The following is an 18,811-nucleotide window of genomic DNA, read 5'->3' on the forward strand; positions in this document are numbered from 1 at the left end:
TATTTTTTTTATTTTCTGTTTATATTTCCTGACATAAAGGGAGTGACCATATATGTCATGTTTATTTTTCGCTAATTTCACAATCAGGCACATCAACCAAAGATAACTTACCACCTTCATCAACTACTTTTAAAATGCAGCCACCGTGATTAGTTGAAACTTTAACCAACCAGTAATTATAAACATAACTAATAGAATCAAAATGAAAACAGCTCGCTTCTTGACACCTTGCTTTGACTTCCTGAAAGTTGTTAAATCGGTATGTCAACTTGTTGTACAGATACCCCAAGTTTCCATACATCCACTTTTCATCTTTCAACATTCCCAAAAACATAATGTGAAAACTTTTAAACAAGTAGCTTGTGCCTTCTTTATAAAAACCATCAATATTTGTGTATTTTTCAAAATCCAAATTACAACGCCCCCTTTTGAAGAAAACATCAATTGGTCCAAGATTTCCCTTTGATTGAACCCTTCTTTTCAAAACACAGTTTTCATTGTTATCTTTAACAGGAACTGAATAGTAGTATACATAGCTTTCTGAAGAAAGATTACACACTTTTTGATAAAGAAAACCATCAACTTCCACCTTCATAGGGTAGACATCCCCACATCTCAACACAATTCCATTATCCGCGAAAGAAAGCGAAGAAAATAACAGTAGTATTAATTGAAAAACCTTATATGCCATGGTGTATACGCCTTAGTAAGAGCTTGTATCTGATCAGAACTCAAAGTTGGTGAAACATACCTAAATGATTTTGAGCCATTGCCATAGTAGCTCATAAAGTTCTGAGATGAATTATATTTATGAGACAAACCAAGAACATGACCATATTCATGTTCAATAATTTTGTATGCCACTTCACTACTCCCTAAGAGATAATCACTATTAATATTTAGAACATTATATTTATGATTATAGTGACCAGCCGAATTAGCTTTATTAGTAGTTATAAAAACCTCATGTGTCCCATCTGAAACGAGTGTATTTTTAATATCTAGAAAGCTATTCTCTGCAGTAACCTTATCCATTCTATTAACTGCAACTTGACACACACTAATATCTACCTCGTTACAACCAAATCGAATCTCTCCAGTTAGCTTTCCATCGACAATAGAAAGCCCGTATCCGGTATCTTTGGCTTCTCTAAAAGGTCCAGAGGGTACAGGGTCGCCGTTGCTATCAAGTTTAACCTGTTGCAACTCACCCTTCCCCCAATCTGCCCTCAACGCCGTAGCAAAAGCAGCTGTCATAGCGCCATTCGCAAATTTTCCACCTGTTACCGCAGACACTGTACCACCAACAATAGCAGCTCCAATAACTCGATTCAGAGGACCTTTTCCAGACATACCACCAGTGGCCGAGCCTATACCTGCACTGATAAAACCATGACCAAATTTACCATCCTGCATCACAGACATCATTCCTCCAGTAAGACCACTAATTGCAAAGCCTTCAAAACCACCAAGGCCAGCGCCACCAATTGCGCCAAATATGGCACCACTGACAGCCCCACTAAGTGCGCCTTTAAGTGTTCCCGAAGAGATTGCACCATTGACCGCACCTGCTGCTGTACTGCCTGCGATCAGAGCCGCCGCTTTTAAGTCTGCAATCGCTTTAAACGTCCAAGCACTGGTCGACAAACCAAATGTCACATACGCTGCGCCTATCGCCGCTATCGTCCGCCAGTTTTTCTTCAAGAACTTCCCAAGCTTCTTAAACAAATACCCACTCGGATCCGTATAACTCAGCGGATTATTCAGCACATAACTATATCGGTTATAGTTCTGCAAATTGCTCGGCGCTTGCACAAACGGGTCTGCCTGCATAAACCGCCCAGTATCTGCATCGTAGATCCGACCATTCATATGAATGATGCGGTTGTCATCACCGAGTGACACAGGTTCGTGGCCCGTATAACTTCTCAGATTTTTGGGTACAGTACTGAATAAATCATCGCCAACATTTGATTCATAATACTCAGACCACATATCATCCTGTTTTGCAACGACAGACTTTTTACCCCAAACATCATACTCAAAACGCTGTACAACTTGGTATTTCCCATTGGTAATGGTGATGATAGAGCCCTGATGGTCAGTAAATAGCCAGTGAGTGTAACTTTTGCCTGTCTCATAATATTTCTGAATCGCGTCATTACCAATATAACGCTTAATATGAGCAATATCACTTTGCGTATCTTTAACAGTTAGCTCTAATGACCCAACATAATATATCGTTTGCGCTCCATCTTCCCGCTTATACCTTCTATTGTTAACATCATAAGCAAACTTAACAACTTCACCATTGCCTGACATTTGTACCGCTTTGTTTCTACCTGAGTAGATAATGCTGCGATAAGCTGAACTGCTATCCCCCTTGTACATGCGGATTTCATTACCATTACTATCGTAATCAAATCTCTCTTCAAGCGGTACGGTAGGTGAGCCTGATAAACAGCTATGCGTTGTGCCGCTACTTGATACAAAACGCCTTGATAACGCATGGCGGGGATCAGTTTCTTCGCCATATTTTTGCGTCCATGTGTGGTTGGTAAACAAAAAGTCTTCTGACAAGCTCGTACAACTATAACTGTTAATAAAACGATAATCTGTTTTGGTGCTCAGGTTGCCGTTTTCATCGTAGTCAAATAATTTCTGATCATTAATCGTTGTCAGCCGATTTAGGTCATCATAATCATAAGTTCGAGTATTTTTCATTGCCCCTTGCTGGCGGCTCAACAAATTACCGAGTGCATCGAATGTATAAATATCGTTTTGGATATAATTCTTTTTATCGGTGTTAATTGTGCTGACCATACCTCGATCATCATAAGTCACATTTACTCGCTGAGACCCTTTAAAATAAGATGTCACCTGACCTAGCTTGTTTTCTGTACTAACTAGATAGTAAGAGAGGTTTTGCTCTGGGTTACGCGCTTCCAATATTGCATATACTTGGCCAAATTGGTAACGCTTTAATGTACCTCGGGCTTCAATATAACTGCCGTTACTTAGGCGCCTGTAGTCGTCAAAACTATATGACACCCTGCCGTACTGATCATAATTAGTTTGTCTAATTACACACCGGCTGTCGAGCGGGCTGCGCATCAACTCGTTATGCCCGTTTATCAGCCTCATATCTGCAGTATCGGGATTAAATACCACATGAGCATCACACGATAGATTTGATTCAAGTGAAGTAACTGCGCCTGCTGTTCGACCAAATTTATCGTAGTAATAATACTCTTTCCAATCACTACCCTGAGATACAGAAATAAGCTGATGAAGGTCCTCCTGCTTTTTGCCATAGTGCCATTCAGATTTTCCTTCGAGCTTAAGGTGCGCATGGGCCTGACTTACTTCTGTCCATGATTTTACCTTACGGCCCAGTGAATCATAACGAATATGGGTAGTAACCCCCCGCGCATCGGTTTGACTCGTTAACTCACCAAAACCATTATAATTATATGTCCAGTCTCCTTTATTGACATCTGACATACTCTCTTTTCTACCCAAAGCATCATATTTGATATCGATCACTGGTGAATCAACAGGCTCTGCAGAAGAAAACACCTTAGTTTGATTACCCATGACATCGTACTTATAAGTGAGTACTTCATCATTGTAGTTGTTCAAGACATTGGTAACTTTAACGGTTTGCCCAATTTCATTGGTTTGTGTGATTGTCTGCTTCTCAACTGTCCCTCCATCATATAGCGTCACTGTCACACTTTTATCGCCATATGAAGTCTTCGTGGTAAGCCCTGATGTTGAATCCGTGACTTCTTCTACCCTATCCAAAACATCATACTTTGTAACAATGGTGCCTGATTCACCCGGCTTTATGACTTTAGTCAAGCGACTATGCTTATCATATTCATTTTCGGTTATTAACCACCTGTCAAGCACAGTGCGCTTTTTGCTGAAGATAACTCTTCCTAGCCTATCTAGCTCTTGTTGCTCAACAAGCTCAGAATTAACCACTTTATTGATACGATAAACACAGTTATTAGCAGAGCAACTTTCCTTATAGGTGTATGCCTGAGCACCACTGGCATGATAAGTACCTACTTTATCCCCAAACGCATCATAGATAACCTCAGACCTAACACCGTTAGCATCTTCCAATATGGTTGGTTGACCATAGCGGTTGCGCTCAATCACAGTGTCGCTTTTAAGTTTTACCCCCCCATTTTCATCTGCATATTGTGCGGTGTATTTTGCATAGCGACCATCGTCTTCAAACACTGTTTCAGCAACTCTCGTTAGCGTACTTTTAGTGTCACAGTCCTCAGTCGAGCTGCTTATTTTAGAAATACTGCCCCATGCATTGTACTCATAGTCTTTCGTTAGCTTTTTATTACAACCTAGGTTTGCACCCACGATTTCTTGCTTAAGCATATGAGCATATTGAAGACCTTCAGCATAATAACTAAACTCACTCCGTCGAGTTTGCACATTTTCATCGTCAAGCTTATGAGTGACCGTGCTGTCTAATAATCTACCAAGGCGCTTAGCTTTTGCACTTGTCCCATAGGTATTATCCGTTATTACCGTCTTATGTGTTGCATATATTGACGTCCCATCCATAAACCCGGGGATATCAGTCGTCGTATGACTGGTTACCGTTAATTTTAGGACATTACCAAATTCATCTGGATCAGTTTTTGTTTGAGTACAATCATAGCCATCAGAACTAAAATCCGATTTTATTCTTGCACTACACTCACGAGCAGTTTTAACAAATACTTGCTTTATTCTGGCATCATTTGAGGCTGGATATTCGTTAACCGCGGCACTGAGTAAGCTTCCATCTTTGCGTTTGTATGTCGAATATGGCATGCCAGTTAAGGGGAATGCCTGGTGATATTTAGTGGTTGATTTAAATACTGAGCCATCTTTGGTGTACTCCGTAGACACTTCCTCAAACCCAAGCATTCCTCGTCCACCAAACTGTGCTCTCGCCCCCTTATATTGATAGCTCACACTTGATGTATCAGTCATGTTATGTGAAGAAGGACTATCCGTGGTCACTTTGCTCACAAGAAGCATAGGTGCATTAACTGACGAAACCTTGAGCTGTTGCTCATCAAATCGAATGCTGTCCTCTGCCAACGGACTAAAACTTGGCATATAAACCGTTGAGAGAGGATCAGTTGCTACTTCATACTTCACTTCAGTTACATTGCGTTTATCTGCACTGCCGCCTTGGGATATTGTGCTTAAAACCCCTCCTGTTGCGCGCTCTACACTATTAAAGTATACAGTTGCACTGTTCTTAGCCTTATGAAGGAGATCTAATTTTCCATCTCCCTGCACGTCAGCAAAGAATGCATAGTCACCGTAAACTGGAGAAAAGCCTTCAATGGATAGATCTTCATTGCTGACTCTATTTATGGCCTCACCATCTGGTGACCATTCATACTTTTGCCATACAGGAAATCGAGAGGATGGGCTGGCAAAGAAGAGCTCTGTTAACCCATCTTTATCTGTATCCGCTACCATCGGTGCTAACTCGTCAGATACAAGGCCCCCAGACCCAGCAACCAAACTCGTCACTTGTTGAAAACTCGGCTCTCTAGCACTTTCATTTAGTAAAATAAGCCACTGTTTCGTATCTAAGCTCTTTCTCTTTTGCATGTATGCTAAATCAATAAGACCATCATTATTGATATCTAACGGTGTCAAAAACTTTAAGTACTCAATGGTATTTTGGGAAACTTGATCAGACACCCGTGTACCATTGAATGTTTTTAACAGCTTTCCTTCAGAGTTAGGGTTAACTCCTTGGTTATAGTGAACATACAGTGAATTGGCTTGATCCTCATTACAACGATTTTTAGGGCATCCAAACGAGACAATATCAGCCAAACCATCAAAGTTCATATCTAGCACATGCCAATCAGTTCCCTTTTGCGTAAACTGTCCCCATGAACTTTGTACAGTGGTATTAATTTTTACACCTTTCTCAAAGTGCTGTTCGACTTGATCCCACAAGCTTACATAAAGGTTTGAATCGTCATAATCAGCTTTAAATATCAAATCAACATAACCATCTCCGTTAAAGTCGGCGGTTTTAATCTCAAACATGGACTGACCATGTCCGAGTTCAAGCGGGAGTGTTTCTCCATCTGAAAACATACCATTTTCGAGACGATATTCTCGCCAATATTTAACGCCTGAAGACTTGGCCTTTTCACCAACCATGTTTACCCAAATTGATTGCTTACCATCGCCATCAATATCGATTGAAATCATTGAAACAACTTTCTCTTCTCCCAGCCTTGCGTCGTCACTGTGAGTAAGATGGCTATTCCCTACACCTCGAACAATATCTTTACAAGCAATAAGCTCTGCTGAACCTGTGTGTGCACACAGTCTATAGGCTTTGCCCTCGACAACTTCGAGAGTAATAATTTCACCACTGCCATCTCCTTGAGTATCAGCAAGCGTCAATGCGGCCATTTCCTTGTGCGTTTCCGATATTCTGCCATTAAATTCTTTAAAACCTAGACGACTATTTATTGGATCATATTTGAACGTGATTGGCTGCTTACACACTTCATGACCTGAATCACTCTGCGTGCAATGTTTCACTTCTGTTAGCTGGCGTACTCCATTTTCTTCATGATCAAAATTAAAATCATACTTTGCCACAACCTGACCTAGGTGGTTTTTAACATTGATGCCATCAATACGCGCATCATCTCTCAATCGATGGCCATCAATAATGGATAAGGCACGAGTTCTGTTTGCTGTATGCAAATCAAATATAACTTCATTGCCACTATAACGGATTGAGTGCAAAGTAGGCACTGATTGAATTGCATTATCACCGAAGTGATGTTTGTACTCATAGAATATTGCGTTGTCATCTGATTGAATATTGTCGCTGACTTTTCGCAAATACCAGGTCATAGTATGAGTTTGATTGTCCAATGCTGTTATTTGCAACTGTGCGTTTTCAGTATCTCCAAACAACTTGATTGAGCCATCTTTACCCAATACTTCAAAATAATCGCCATTAATACCGTTACGACGCAGCACTCTTATGTGACTGTCAATTTCAGTCTTATATACAGCTAAATACCCATAATCATAATTTTGGTCCGGTTCATCCACTTCAATCAGACGCTGACCATTCAAGCAATATCTATCGTTCTCATCGTAGCTTATCCCTTTGAATTGACCATCTTGTGCTTTTGTTTGTCGGCAACGCGATATGCTCTCAGTCGCATTTATACTCCAACCTAAAGCAAGCGCACTTTCAGGGTTTTGAGAGTTATAGTTAATACTGACCTCAGGCTTTACACCCGCAATACCCTGTGGCAAAGATACTGGAATGCTATAGCTGGCAGCACCGCCTTCAGTGACTCTAAAGTTGCCCAAAGTCGCTGATAACTGGGCATGCGCTTTGAGTTTTCCTGAATCGCTGAATTCATTTGAAGCTGGTTCAACAGCTCCTAAACTCACCCCCACAGCACCATCATCAATGGTGTCATTCACCTCAAGTACTTTTTCCAGCGAATAATTCAAGCTACAAGCCTGTACAACATGATTAGGTTTTACAGTTACATCTAAGCACGAGCGTACTCTAAATCTATGCATTCCACGATCAAAGCGCTGGTTGTATGTCGTTAAGTAATTGACACTATCTTTGTTGGCCTCTACTACTGCTATCTCACGATAATCGGCACCTGCAAAAGTATGCTCCAAATGGTATGTGCCAATTTCATCAGCTGAAGAAAAAGCAAAATTCACATCGCCTTTATTCTCATACACTGTTAATTCTGGTGCACTCAATGCGTCAGAGCTATCTGAAGCATTGTGGCCAGTAACGAGCTCTACCCAATCACTGATCCCATCGCTATCGCTGTCAACGTCATACACACACTTGTTTTGGTAAATACAAAAACCAAAGAAATAGTACAATGCACTATAAGCTGCGTCAGAATATACAACATGACTGTACATCATTAGCGATATCGCAACATTTGCATGGGTCTCGCCACTTTCAAGTTCGGCAACCCACTGTGCTTGAGTTAGACCGCCCAAGCTATTAGGAATACTATTAACAGATACATATTCAAATAACTTTGCCACGAAATCACTATAGTGTTCATGGCCTGTTTTAAGTTGGCTATTTGCATTGATTAGCGCATTTACTAATTCATTAAATGGATGTCCATTGGCGTGCAAATATGTTAGCAAGCCTATCTCTGCACGAGATGGGTTGCGCTGCAATAAAATGAAAATCGCTTTGGTGATATCAGCTACGCCTTCGTGCTCTTGGGTTGGGACCCACTTAGTTAAATCCCATTCGGCCAATTCGTCTTTAAATGTATCACCGAGCAGCTTATCGATATCCTGCCATTTGAACGCATTCGCACCCAATACCCTATCATCTATGTCATGGAGTTGCTTATCGCTTGTTTTCACCCTAATCATAGGCGGCTTTGCATCTAGGGGGCAGTTTTCTGGTGTTGTCGGGTTACCAGCTAAATCGACACATTCTGGTGCAAATACTTGAGGCTGTTCAATCACACCCAAGCCATGGCCAAAGGAATAATGCCATTGAACTTGACCGTTGTCTGGGTTAACCGAGTAAAGAGCTCCCCCTGTCGTGCCAACATATAAGTTTTTTTGCTGATCTAAATTAGCCTGAGCCATGGCTATTCCGGCAGTTTTTAATTGCCACCTAAAAAGCATTCTGTCTTGATTGTAAAGATGATCAACCTTATAAAAATAGCCATTGTCAGCACCGAAGTAGACAGAGTCACTTCCATTATTGCTGTCAACTAGAGGTTTAGACCTAACAGGAGTTGAAACATTTGATATTTCGAAGCTTTCAGCCAATGACAGTCCACTATGTGCCCTAGACATATTTACAAAATAAGAGCTTATTCCGTACTCATTACCGATATATAAATACCCATTGTCGCTGTATGTAAACTCTCTATCTAAAATAACCTCATCATTTGACACTGTGTTATTTAAAGAAATGACACCATATGATGGCTCACCATTATTAGACACGCCATTCGACACAGTCACTATTACGCCACCATCTTGCATTGCATTACAATACTCGCTCGGTATTTGCGCTTCCAGTAAATGGTTTGATGCACTAAGCTGATCACTTGAAACAAACAGTGTCTCGCCCGTTTTTAATTTCCGTATTTCAAGCTCAGATTGGCTATCATGAAAACCACGTCCTTCAATTATTAAGCTGTTCTTCTGGTCGTGACAATTCCCTTGCGCGTTTTTAACAATCTCTGCCCGAACAATTAGAGGAGGAATGTGTTCAACACTGCGTTGATGCCCTGCAACACATTCATCACTGGAGTTACAAGAAACAATCTCGTAGGTGCGGATCCCTGCCTCTCTATTTGTCACTGTTAATGACAGACTTGATGTCGTTCCTTCTAGCCTTGTATTTTGAGAATGTTTATCGCTAGGTAAGCCTGGCCAAGATAAAACTTTATAGTACGCAGTTGCGCCGTCTTGAGGGTCATGCCAACTTAAAGTAAAGTTCCCGCCTACCTGTGCTGGTGTATCTGTAAAGCTAGTCGCAAGTGGGGTTAAAGATACATGATCAATGACAACAGAACGAGCTGAACTCCATTCCCCAATTTTGTGCTGGGAACTGCCGGCCAAGCCGTTATGACCACGTACTCTAATATACATCCACATTTCATGTTGAGAAGACTTTGTAGGTATAAATACCTCTTTTCTCACTGCATTATCTATATTAATAATACTTGGGTTTATGGCAACAGGTATATCTTCAGGAATTTCTCGTCCCAACATCGCTTCAACTTCAACTCGTTCGGTATTTATAGCAGTTATAGAGACATAAACACCTCGATCTTTTTCGTGACGAAGTTGAAACCAAGGCTCTCTAGGAACGTCAAGATGGTCTTCGATCACAAAACCCCAGTTTGTGCCAGTTGCAATATTTCCAACGTTATCGGTTGCGACCACGGTTAAAGGTAGATTTCTAGCGTATTGATGTGGCTCTGGAGTCCAATGAATTTTCACACGAAGACGACCAGTACTGGTATTAAAGTCTGCTGGTAAGTTTACAGACCAGTTAGCATTATTAATCGGGTTTAGTCTCGACTTTAACTCAAGGCTTGTAAGTTGTCTGACCTTATTTTCTGGGCCTTGGATATCAACACTAAAAACAAATGTGCCGCCTTCATTAATTAGAGTTACGTTGTCATCCAATACAGGGAAAGATATGTATAGATCATTTTGAAATGTAACAGTCTTGCCTATTTCATTAAGTTCTCCTTCATTGCTTTTGGAAAATACAGTATAAGTTACTTGCTGAGATACTGAATGGGTGTCATGGGCATCACATTGGCCATTGCCAAAATTTTCGCACGCAATTCGTTTTGTGCCAGTACAACCTTGCTTGAGGGTAATTTGACTTAACCTAGTAGCTGGGTACTTACAAAAATACATTTCGTCAATATTGTTAGACGTAACAGATGCAGACAAAGTAACTGTCTCACCTATTTTCGGGGTTTGTGGTGTTATAGTAAAACTTGAGAACTCAGGTGGCTTTTTGGTCTCAACTTGTAAACTTTGCGATACTGACTCATTGCCATCTGAAGCGGTTAAAGTGATCGCAGAATTTTCTAATATCGTTAGTTCAATAGTACAATCTACAGACTTAGTCCCTCCACACTCACTATTGTAACTTGTTAGTGGCTGGCCATCAGTGTTCACACTTAAAGTTACAGCTTCGAGTTGCTGTGCCTCATCATCATTAGGATCTGTTACCTTGATTGATATGTTCACTTTTTCACCCGCTGCCACCGTAGTTTTATCAACAGTAAAGTTATCTATTACAGGCCCTTGATTCGGAGGTGTAAAATTCAGACTAATTGTGCTGCTGTCACTTGTTCCGCCAAAATAATCCGTTGCTTTTGCATAAATATTTATAGAGCAACCAGATGTTTTACAATTATCTGAAAGTGAACTTGGAGCAATTGTGTAGCTACAGGTGTGACTTGTTTTAGGTGAAAATGAACAACTATTAACACTATTTTCATTTCTTATAATATCTATAGACGTTAAATCGTCACCTTCGTCACTAGCAGTAAATTGAAAAGTTACTGAGTCTTCCGTGCTAACATCGGTTCTGGCCGGGTCGTGTGTAACAGACGTAAACTCTGGATTTGTAATAGGCTTTACGGTAATACTGTGTTGAATTTTATTTGTTTTGGGAACTAGTATATAATCATCATTTGTCAAATAAATATAATCAACCTGAATATCATATGTTCCTGCATGAAGATTGGTAATCTTGACACACAACTTATTGCTATCTTGAGTTAGCCAGGTTTCATAATGTTGATAATTATTAATACTACCTACTTTTACAGAATCAACACTGTCATAATCCTCATCGTGTGATAACCATTCAAGAGATTCTGAAAGTAATAAATAGTCTCCTTCTCGAATAACAGTTTTCCCAATTTCACCTTCCGCCCCACATGTACTTGCAGCAAATGCAGATGTAAACCAAGTCATACCATATAAAAAGGCGAACACACTCCAATAACAAAAACGTTTAATCATTGATACTGTCCTCCCCGACGTGTGAATTCGCTTTTTTTCTGTTTCCTTTACATTCGACCTTTTGCATACCCTGTGAACTACGATTATATTTGACAGATAATATCATCATAAGGTTGTGCTCCATGCTTGTTTGATTTGAGGTAACTGCATGTTTTTGCTAGGCGTAGATTGCTTAGTTGGAAAACCTAAAAATACACGCACGCGTTCATATAATGAATCTCCAGCACTTTTTAATGGAGCGTGCAAGCCTTTCAATTCATTACCATCTTTCACTGCGAACTGAAGTAACCCTTCACTAGCTGAGTTCGGCGCACCAACAAATATCTCAGGCGTTCTCAAAATCGCGTTATTCAGCGTCCTATCAAACCCAAACACTCCGATTACGCGACTCAAATTATTGATATCTAGAACCTCAACATGACCCGCCGCATAAAAAATATATATACCTTCTAAAACTCTATTTTCAATAGGCGTGTAGCCATTACGCTGAAGCCAACTTAAATGTGAATTCGGTAATAAATTTGAATCTATAATAATGGGGCTTGCGTATAAGCGACGCAGCTTTACAGGAGAGCAATCTTGAACAGGTGTTTTATTTATATCTATCGCACATACCTGACTGCGTCCACCAAACATATTTAAAGAATAATATATGTGATTACCATTAACTGAAGGCGGATTGTGGATAGTTCCTTTTAGTTGCTTCTCCCAAATAAAGTGCCACTTAGTTACTGATGACGTACCAGCCATTCGCTTAAAATGAACTAATTTACCATCATGGGTGCCGAAAAACGCTTTGTCATCAAAAGTTAAAACCGTATTGTAGTTAACATAATAATCAATATTATGAAGTAACTGAGTAAAGTCGGATCTATAAGAATCAGAGGTGGAGTGATTTTGCTCTACTTCAACTACTAGGCTTGTAGAGACACTTTTATTGTAAAAACTACTTGCTGTTAATACATACGTACCAGATTGATTTGCCGTAAGAGTAATTTTATCACTTTCACTTTTTGTTGTTTTGTAAACACTTCCATTCGCATTTTTAATCGTAATGGTATGTGCACCATTTACCGACCAATTTAATGTAACAAGTTGTCCAGCAGAAACTTTTGTGCTACTACTATAAAAAGCATTTACAAAAATATCTTCACTCACGGCTTTTAAATTATTTTGCCAATCAGAACACCCAAAACTATTGCAGGCACGTATTCGATAGTCCTTACTTTTGAGCTTCAACTCTTGACGCTCATCAACGAAATAATTATTTAAATGATATGACGATAAAGCAAACCAGTTTCCACCGGAGAACCTTTCAATTTGGTAATAATCAGCATCCTTTACGGGAAGCCAATGCAATTGACTTTTACTCTGCAAATCAATGCTAATTTCGCCGAGCATTGCTGGCCTTAAGTCAACTGGAATAATGATGGTTATACCATTATTAATTATTGGTATGTAACCCTGCTTAAAATCACTAGCAAAGCTAAAAGATGAAAAAAACAACAAAAAAGCCATTAACAACTTAAATTCTTTCATTTTTAATTTCCATATAAACCCACAAATAAAAAAACACTAAAAACCACAGAATAATAACAACAAGAACTCAACCCATCAACACACAAAAAACAAAAAGAAAACAAAAACACACAATTAAACAACAAAATATAATATTATTAATAGCCTTCTCTCTGTAAGGATTTCCTGCGGAATTTGGCCTCACACTTTTATAAATAATCACCACAACAGACAAAAAACATATGATTAAAATTAAATCGCAATCATTTATTGTACAAACATGGTAGATATAAATTTTTAGTTCAGTGTTCTCACCGACTTTAAATGGGGAAAGCTAGAAATGCGAATATTACTTATTAACCTATTAATTAAAGATAAAAGTGTCACTTCATTAAAAATGAAGTGTCTAAGCCTAGAGGCCATAACGAAAAATATGCAAGTAATAAGGAAATTCAATTTTCAAGTGACGTTAAGAACGGAATAAAGGCAGCTCAAGCTGCCTTTGAAGTACCACTATAATTAGTGTGCAGATGCTTCAAAGAGCTAACAAAAAATATGTTATAAAAAAGCCTAAAACGCCCGCGTTTATTATTTGAAAACTACTTATTATAACCCTCAAACCATGCCAATATATGCTCAATTCGCGCTACTAGGTTAGTAGGCTTTCCTGAACGAGATAAAGAATGCGTTTCGCCTTTGAACACAACCATTTCAACTGGTACTTCGTTCACTTTAAGCGCGTAAAACCACTCTTGCGCTTGGCCTATGGGTGTGATCATGTCTGCATCACTATGAATAATAAGCGTTGGCGTAGAGACTTTATCAGCATACTTTAATGGCGACCTATCCCAGTATGCATCAAAGTTATTCCACAAGTGACCACCGAACTCTTTCGTCATTTGGCTAGGCGTATACTCTTGCGTACCCGCCTCAGAGATCCAAGAGCTCACGCTGCGCTGAGTGACTGCGGCTTTGAACCTATCTGTTTTTGTCGTTATCCAATTCGTTAAAAAACCACCATGACTACCACCGGTAATGAATAGCTTGTCTTTATCCATCCAAGTATTTTTAGCTAATACATTATCTAAAAACTGAATATTATCTTGATAGTCAGCGCCACCATAGTCTTTACGTACTGCTTGACTGTGTTTAATGCCATAACCGCTACTACCGCGATAGTTTACATAAACAACTGCATACCCTTGTGCCACATACATTTGATTTTCAAAGAACCATTGATGACCCCACATACCACCAGGACCGCCTTTGATATTTAAAATCACTGGATATGACTTATTTTTATCAAAGTTAAGTGGTTTATGAACAAAACCCTGAACCTTCATGCCTTTGTCATTTATAAACCACACTTCTTGTGCAGCAGACAGAGCTTTCTCAGAGCGCAACTTATCATTAAATGTAGTTAGCTGGTTTAACTTGTTATTATTTAAGTCTAAGCGATATAGCTCGGGTAATTCAGTTGAGCTCTCCGCGGTGAACACCAAATACCGGCCGTCTTGTGATACAGCTAAATTATCAATTTTTTGGTTTTTATCTAATAGCTTGGTGACTTTACCGCTTTTAACTGACACTGAAAACAGTCGCTTCGCGCCATGATCATTTGCTGTAAAATAAAGTTGCTTGTTGTCGGGCGACCAAATTGCAGATGTGGCGTTTCTGTCAAAGTTTTTAGTCAGATTGAATGGCTTTTTTCCTTTACCAGCCAACAACATGAGATCAGTTTGCTCGTAGGTGTCTTCAGAATGTAAATAAACCAGAGCCTCACTATTTGGTGCCAACGCCGGACTATATTGTGAATGAGGATGATGAGTTATTTGCGTTACATTTTTAGACGCCACTTCTAAGCGATAAACATCACTGTTTTCATTGCCTTCATAAGCTTGCCCTGTTTTATTTGCATGATAGTAAATGTGCGCACCATCATTGGAAATCACAGGGCCTTGTGCATTCCAGCTAGTGCCAGATGTTAGCTGGCTGAGCGCTTGAGTTTTTAAATCATATTCGAATAAATGCGTTCGTTTATCACTTAAATAGCCCGAACCGTTCGAAATATATTTGGCATTTTTAATGATAACAGTGTCTGGCTCAGCACGCTTGTTGGCTGACTTGTCTTCAGCCTCTTTATCGTCAGTTGTATCTTGTGAGTCCTCAACACGCAGTGATAAAAGCAGCTTATCACCAGATGGAAACCATTCAAAAGATGAAAGGCTCTGCGTTAATGACGTAACTTGTTTGGCTTCACCGCCATCAGCTGGCATAACAAATACTTGTGACTTACCGTCCACTGAACGTATAAAAGCAACTTGACTACCGTCTTTTGACCATTTGGGAGACCAATCGCCATTACCTTGGGTAAACTCTGAGACCACCCCTGCCTTATTTATTTTATAAATTTGATTATCTCTGCCACTGGCATCATCGTTAACCGTTTGCTTTACAAACAAAATGACATCGTTATTTGGAGATATTTGCGGACTGTTCATGTACACAAAATCAAAGTAATCTTCTGGTACTAATCCCGTTTTAACTTCTTCTTGTGCTGCGCTATGCCATGAGCCAAGCGCCGTTGAAAGTAATAGCAAGCTAGGTAAGCTTACAGACTTTAATTTTCTTATCATAATATTGTTCCGAATTACGTATTTCATTATGTTACTAAATATCATGATCCCTTAACATTTATTAGAGATAGGACGCAATTTTGTGCTTTGAATTGACTAGTAACGGCCTAAAGTTGCTTAGCCTGATAAACATGTATGGTTAGAAAGCGCAATCATTGGGACAATAATGTACTTATGGGGGTCATAGAGTTAGAGTGTATGCAAAAGATAAGCTCAAACCTAACTGGTAATTCGATAAGGCATGATAGCTTGTTATGCACTCACAACTCTTATTTAAGATACTGGCCAGGTGTGATGCCAATAATCTCTTTAAAGTCACGGATTAAATGAGCTTGGTCAGTATAACCGAGTAATTCAACAACACCTAAAATGTCTATACTGCCTATTTCTAGCTGCTTTAATACTTGGTGCAAACGATATTTGCGAATAAGCCACTTCGGTTTTAATCCAACATACTTATTAAATACGCGCTGGATAGTCCTTTTTGAAAGGTTGGTTTTTAAAGAGAGAGCTTCAACGGAAAAAATACTTGTATCATTCTTTATCAGTGTGCAAAGTGCCAAAGCTTGGCGCTGGCTCACACAATAGCCTGCAGTATAATTTAATAAAAATGCACTGAGTGTATTAAATATAACTCTGTCTGATTCAACATCGAGTAAAGGTAACAGTCTGCTTTCAACTTGGTCGCCAAATATTTCACTCGCAGAAAGCTCTTTATCCACATATCGACTGAGCGGTTTGTCTAATAAATGAGATAACGCACCGATATTAAACTTAACGCCAAGTATTCTCCCTTTTTCCTTCATAGTATAAGTATATAATTTACTCACTGGACCTATCAGTTTAACTTGATGTGCTTCTATCACTAAATGAAAGTTAGGATCAGGTAAATTCTTTTGAGTATGGGGTTTATCTCCACTCAATTGCCAATCCACAAACCAAAATTGCTCAATTAGATCCTCAAGCGGAGCTTGTGGATAGTATCTACGTAAATCATAATTTTTGTTGCCTGCTTTATGATGCAATACACCCGCCACACTCGTATTGTTCTCTTGCAAAACTTCCAACCCATTTGTTTGTCGCGTTTTTACAATACCAGATGTCAATTCAAATGCTAAGCTGCAAAAAAACACTCACACGAGAGAAACTAACAATGAAACTTACTGGTATATTTCAAGTAAACGATTGGCAAGAATCAGATGTCGCTTTAATCAACGATGGCACTAAAATAAGCAATGCCACTGTACAACAGGCATATGAAGGCGACCTCATTGGCACTAGTACGGCGCATTATCAGCTGTACTATGACCGTAAAGGCAACGCTGTATTTAATGGTTTTGAAGTATTTAAACACACTAACAACGATGAAAACACACTGATTATTAGTCATAAAGGTCAATTCATCGATGGCATCGCATCGAGTATTTTGACCATCATAGACTGTAAATATAATCAAGATATGATAGGAAAAACAGGCAACTTCACGTCAATTGAAGGCCAAAAATCCCTCTACTCATTTGAATAGCAAGGTATTTGTTGAATTTACCATGACCAACGGTTCCACTCATCTATTTTTCAATGAAAGTACCGATTCATTGTTAGAGCTTCTTGCGCTTCAGTGCTGATCTTATATGCAGCACTCGATGGGCAAGAAATGGAACATAACCATGTTGAAGAATTGATTAGCAACCTTGTCGTATATAACCTGCCAATGCAGGGTTTTATACGGCTGTGAAGCTTATAGGCTGATGTACCAAGCCATTAACCAAGAAGGGTTTCAAAGTGACAATGGAAAGCTGCTTGAATTAAGAAGAACAATCACGTGACTCCGAAATAGGCCTTTTACTTAAAATCATCAGCATCCTAACCTTTAAGAGTCAGCTTTTGACTGGTTATCACGAGCTTTCTCTGGCTAAAACCGATGTTGATCGTTTTTAGCTTTCTCAAGGCCGAAAGTTAAATAACCACATCTTCAACAGCCAACACATTGAGGTCGTGATTAAAGCATAAAGAGCAAGTATGAAGCACAGGCTTGTTATGCGCAAAAACCCGAAAAATAACGCGAGTTATTTTTTATTGGTTCCCAAGTAAACCTTTGCTTCAACTTTACCCGCCTCTTTGACAACAAGTTTTAGATTTGTGTCTTTTCTAAGTCCCTCTTCTTTTGGATGTACGTTGTAATCATTCCAATGAAGTGCGGTATTCACTCTTGCAGAATCGAAAAGCTCACTTTTTTGCAATCTCAATAATGTTTTTTCTAGCGCTTCAAGCTTTTTCTGCCCACTCCCAGCCATTAATTCAAAGCCAATGTAATTTTCAACCTGCTCATTGATCTCAATCTGTATCCCTATTAAAGGCCATTCATCCCCAGCAAGTGTGAAGAGGGTTTCCACATCTGACATTGAGCCGCTCCAACCGACTTTTTGAAGCCATGGAATAATCTTTGGTGGGGGTAAATATAATGTCAACCTAATGCCACTCTCACCTCTTGGGCCGAGAGGTGCTATATGGCTGATGTTATACCTAAATGGCAACGCATCAGCACATCGTTTAAAACTAGACTCTAGATTTGCCGTAATTGGCATATCACTAATAAGACCCATTGTTTTCACAAAGTCTTGCCAAGACTGTTGAGTACTGACGTTCTTTTTTAAAAAGTTGTTCCTTAGGTTAGGGTCTATTGACGCTGTAACCAAAGTAGTTTGGGTTTCATCATCAATCATGTCACATTCAAACCAAATAACAGCATCTTCAACGCAGTCTTTCTTGGTATATAACCGCTCAGAGATCTTTTTAATATCTTTTATAGTCGTATTGTCAGAGTTTTTATACTTTAAACATTGCTCATAAAACTTTTCTATATCACTACTATGTATCTCTACTAAAAAATCTGTTCTTGTATCGCTTTCTGCCAATCGAACTTCAAAAATACTCGATAACCATACCGCTTCAAAAAGTGATATAATCTCAGTTATCATCTCATATATATGAGACGACAACTGTACTGAAGATTCTTGTTCAACTATATCTGCAACGGCTTCTTGTAAGCTATAGTCCAC

7 protein-coding genes are annotated in these 18,811 nt (G+C 39.3%); 1 reads left to right on the forward strand and 6 read right to left on the reverse strand.

Going from position 1 to position 18,811, the window contains the following annotated elements; all coding sequences use genetic code 11:
- Nucleotides 1–61: 61 nt before the first annotated feature.
- The 5 genes from AC2CZC_RS24085 to AC2CZC_RS24105 form a co-directional block, all read right to left on the reverse strand.
- The gene (locus AC2CZC_RS24085) at nucleotides 62–691 is read right to left on the reverse strand and encodes a hypothetical protein (protein ID WP_484584929.1); all 630 of its coding nucleotides are present in this window, start codon (nucleotides 689–691) and stop codon (nucleotides 62–64) included.
- A complete protein-coding gene (locus AC2CZC_RS24090) occupies nucleotides 667–11,598 on the reverse strand; it encodes an RHS repeat-associated core domain-containing protein (RefSeq protein ID WP_484584930.1) in 10,932 nt (3,643 codons plus the stop codon). Before AC2CZC_RS24090 ends, AC2CZC_RS24085 begins: the two co-directional genes overlap by 25 nt.
- Nucleotides 11,599–11,703: 105 nt before the next feature.
- A complete protein-coding gene (locus AC2CZC_RS24095) occupies nucleotides 11,704–13,137 on the reverse strand; it encodes an Ig-like domain-containing protein (RefSeq protein WP_484584931.1) in 1,434 nt (477 codons plus the stop codon).
- A 578-nt stretch (nucleotides 13,138–13,715) separates the two neighbouring features.
- A complete protein-coding gene (locus AC2CZC_RS24100) occupies nucleotides 13,716–15,752 on the reverse strand; it encodes a S9 family peptidase (RefSeq protein WP_484584932.1) in 2,037 nt (678 codons plus the stop codon).
- Nucleotides 15,753–16,021: 269 nt separating this feature from the next.
- Nucleotides 16,022–16,858 (reverse strand): DUF6597 domain-containing transcriptional factor, encoded by an 837-nt coding sequence (locus tag AC2CZC_RS24105; RefSeq protein ID WP_484584933.1) that lies wholly within the window; start codon nucleotides 16,856–16,858, stop codon nucleotides 16,022–16,024.
- Between the two features lie 47 nt (nucleotides 16,859–16,905).
- On the opposite strand from AC2CZC_RS24105, the gene AC2CZC_RS24110 reads away from it, so the two are divergent.
- Nucleotides 16,906–17,277 (forward strand): DUF3224 domain-containing protein, encoded by a 372-nt coding sequence (locus AC2CZC_RS24110; RefSeq protein ID WP_484584934.1) that lies wholly within the window; start codon nucleotides 16,906–16,908, stop codon nucleotides 17,275–17,277.
- A gap of 541 nt (nucleotides 17,278–17,818) precedes the next feature.
- Here AC2CZC_RS24110 and AC2CZC_RS24115 read toward each other — a convergent pair.
- Complete coding sequence (locus AC2CZC_RS24115; RefSeq protein WP_484584935.1) at nucleotides 17,819–18,811, reverse strand: hypothetical protein; 993 nt, start codon at nucleotides 18,809–18,811, stop codon at nucleotides 17,819–17,821.

This window comes from Pseudoalteromonas sp. MMG033, assembly GCF_057197785.1.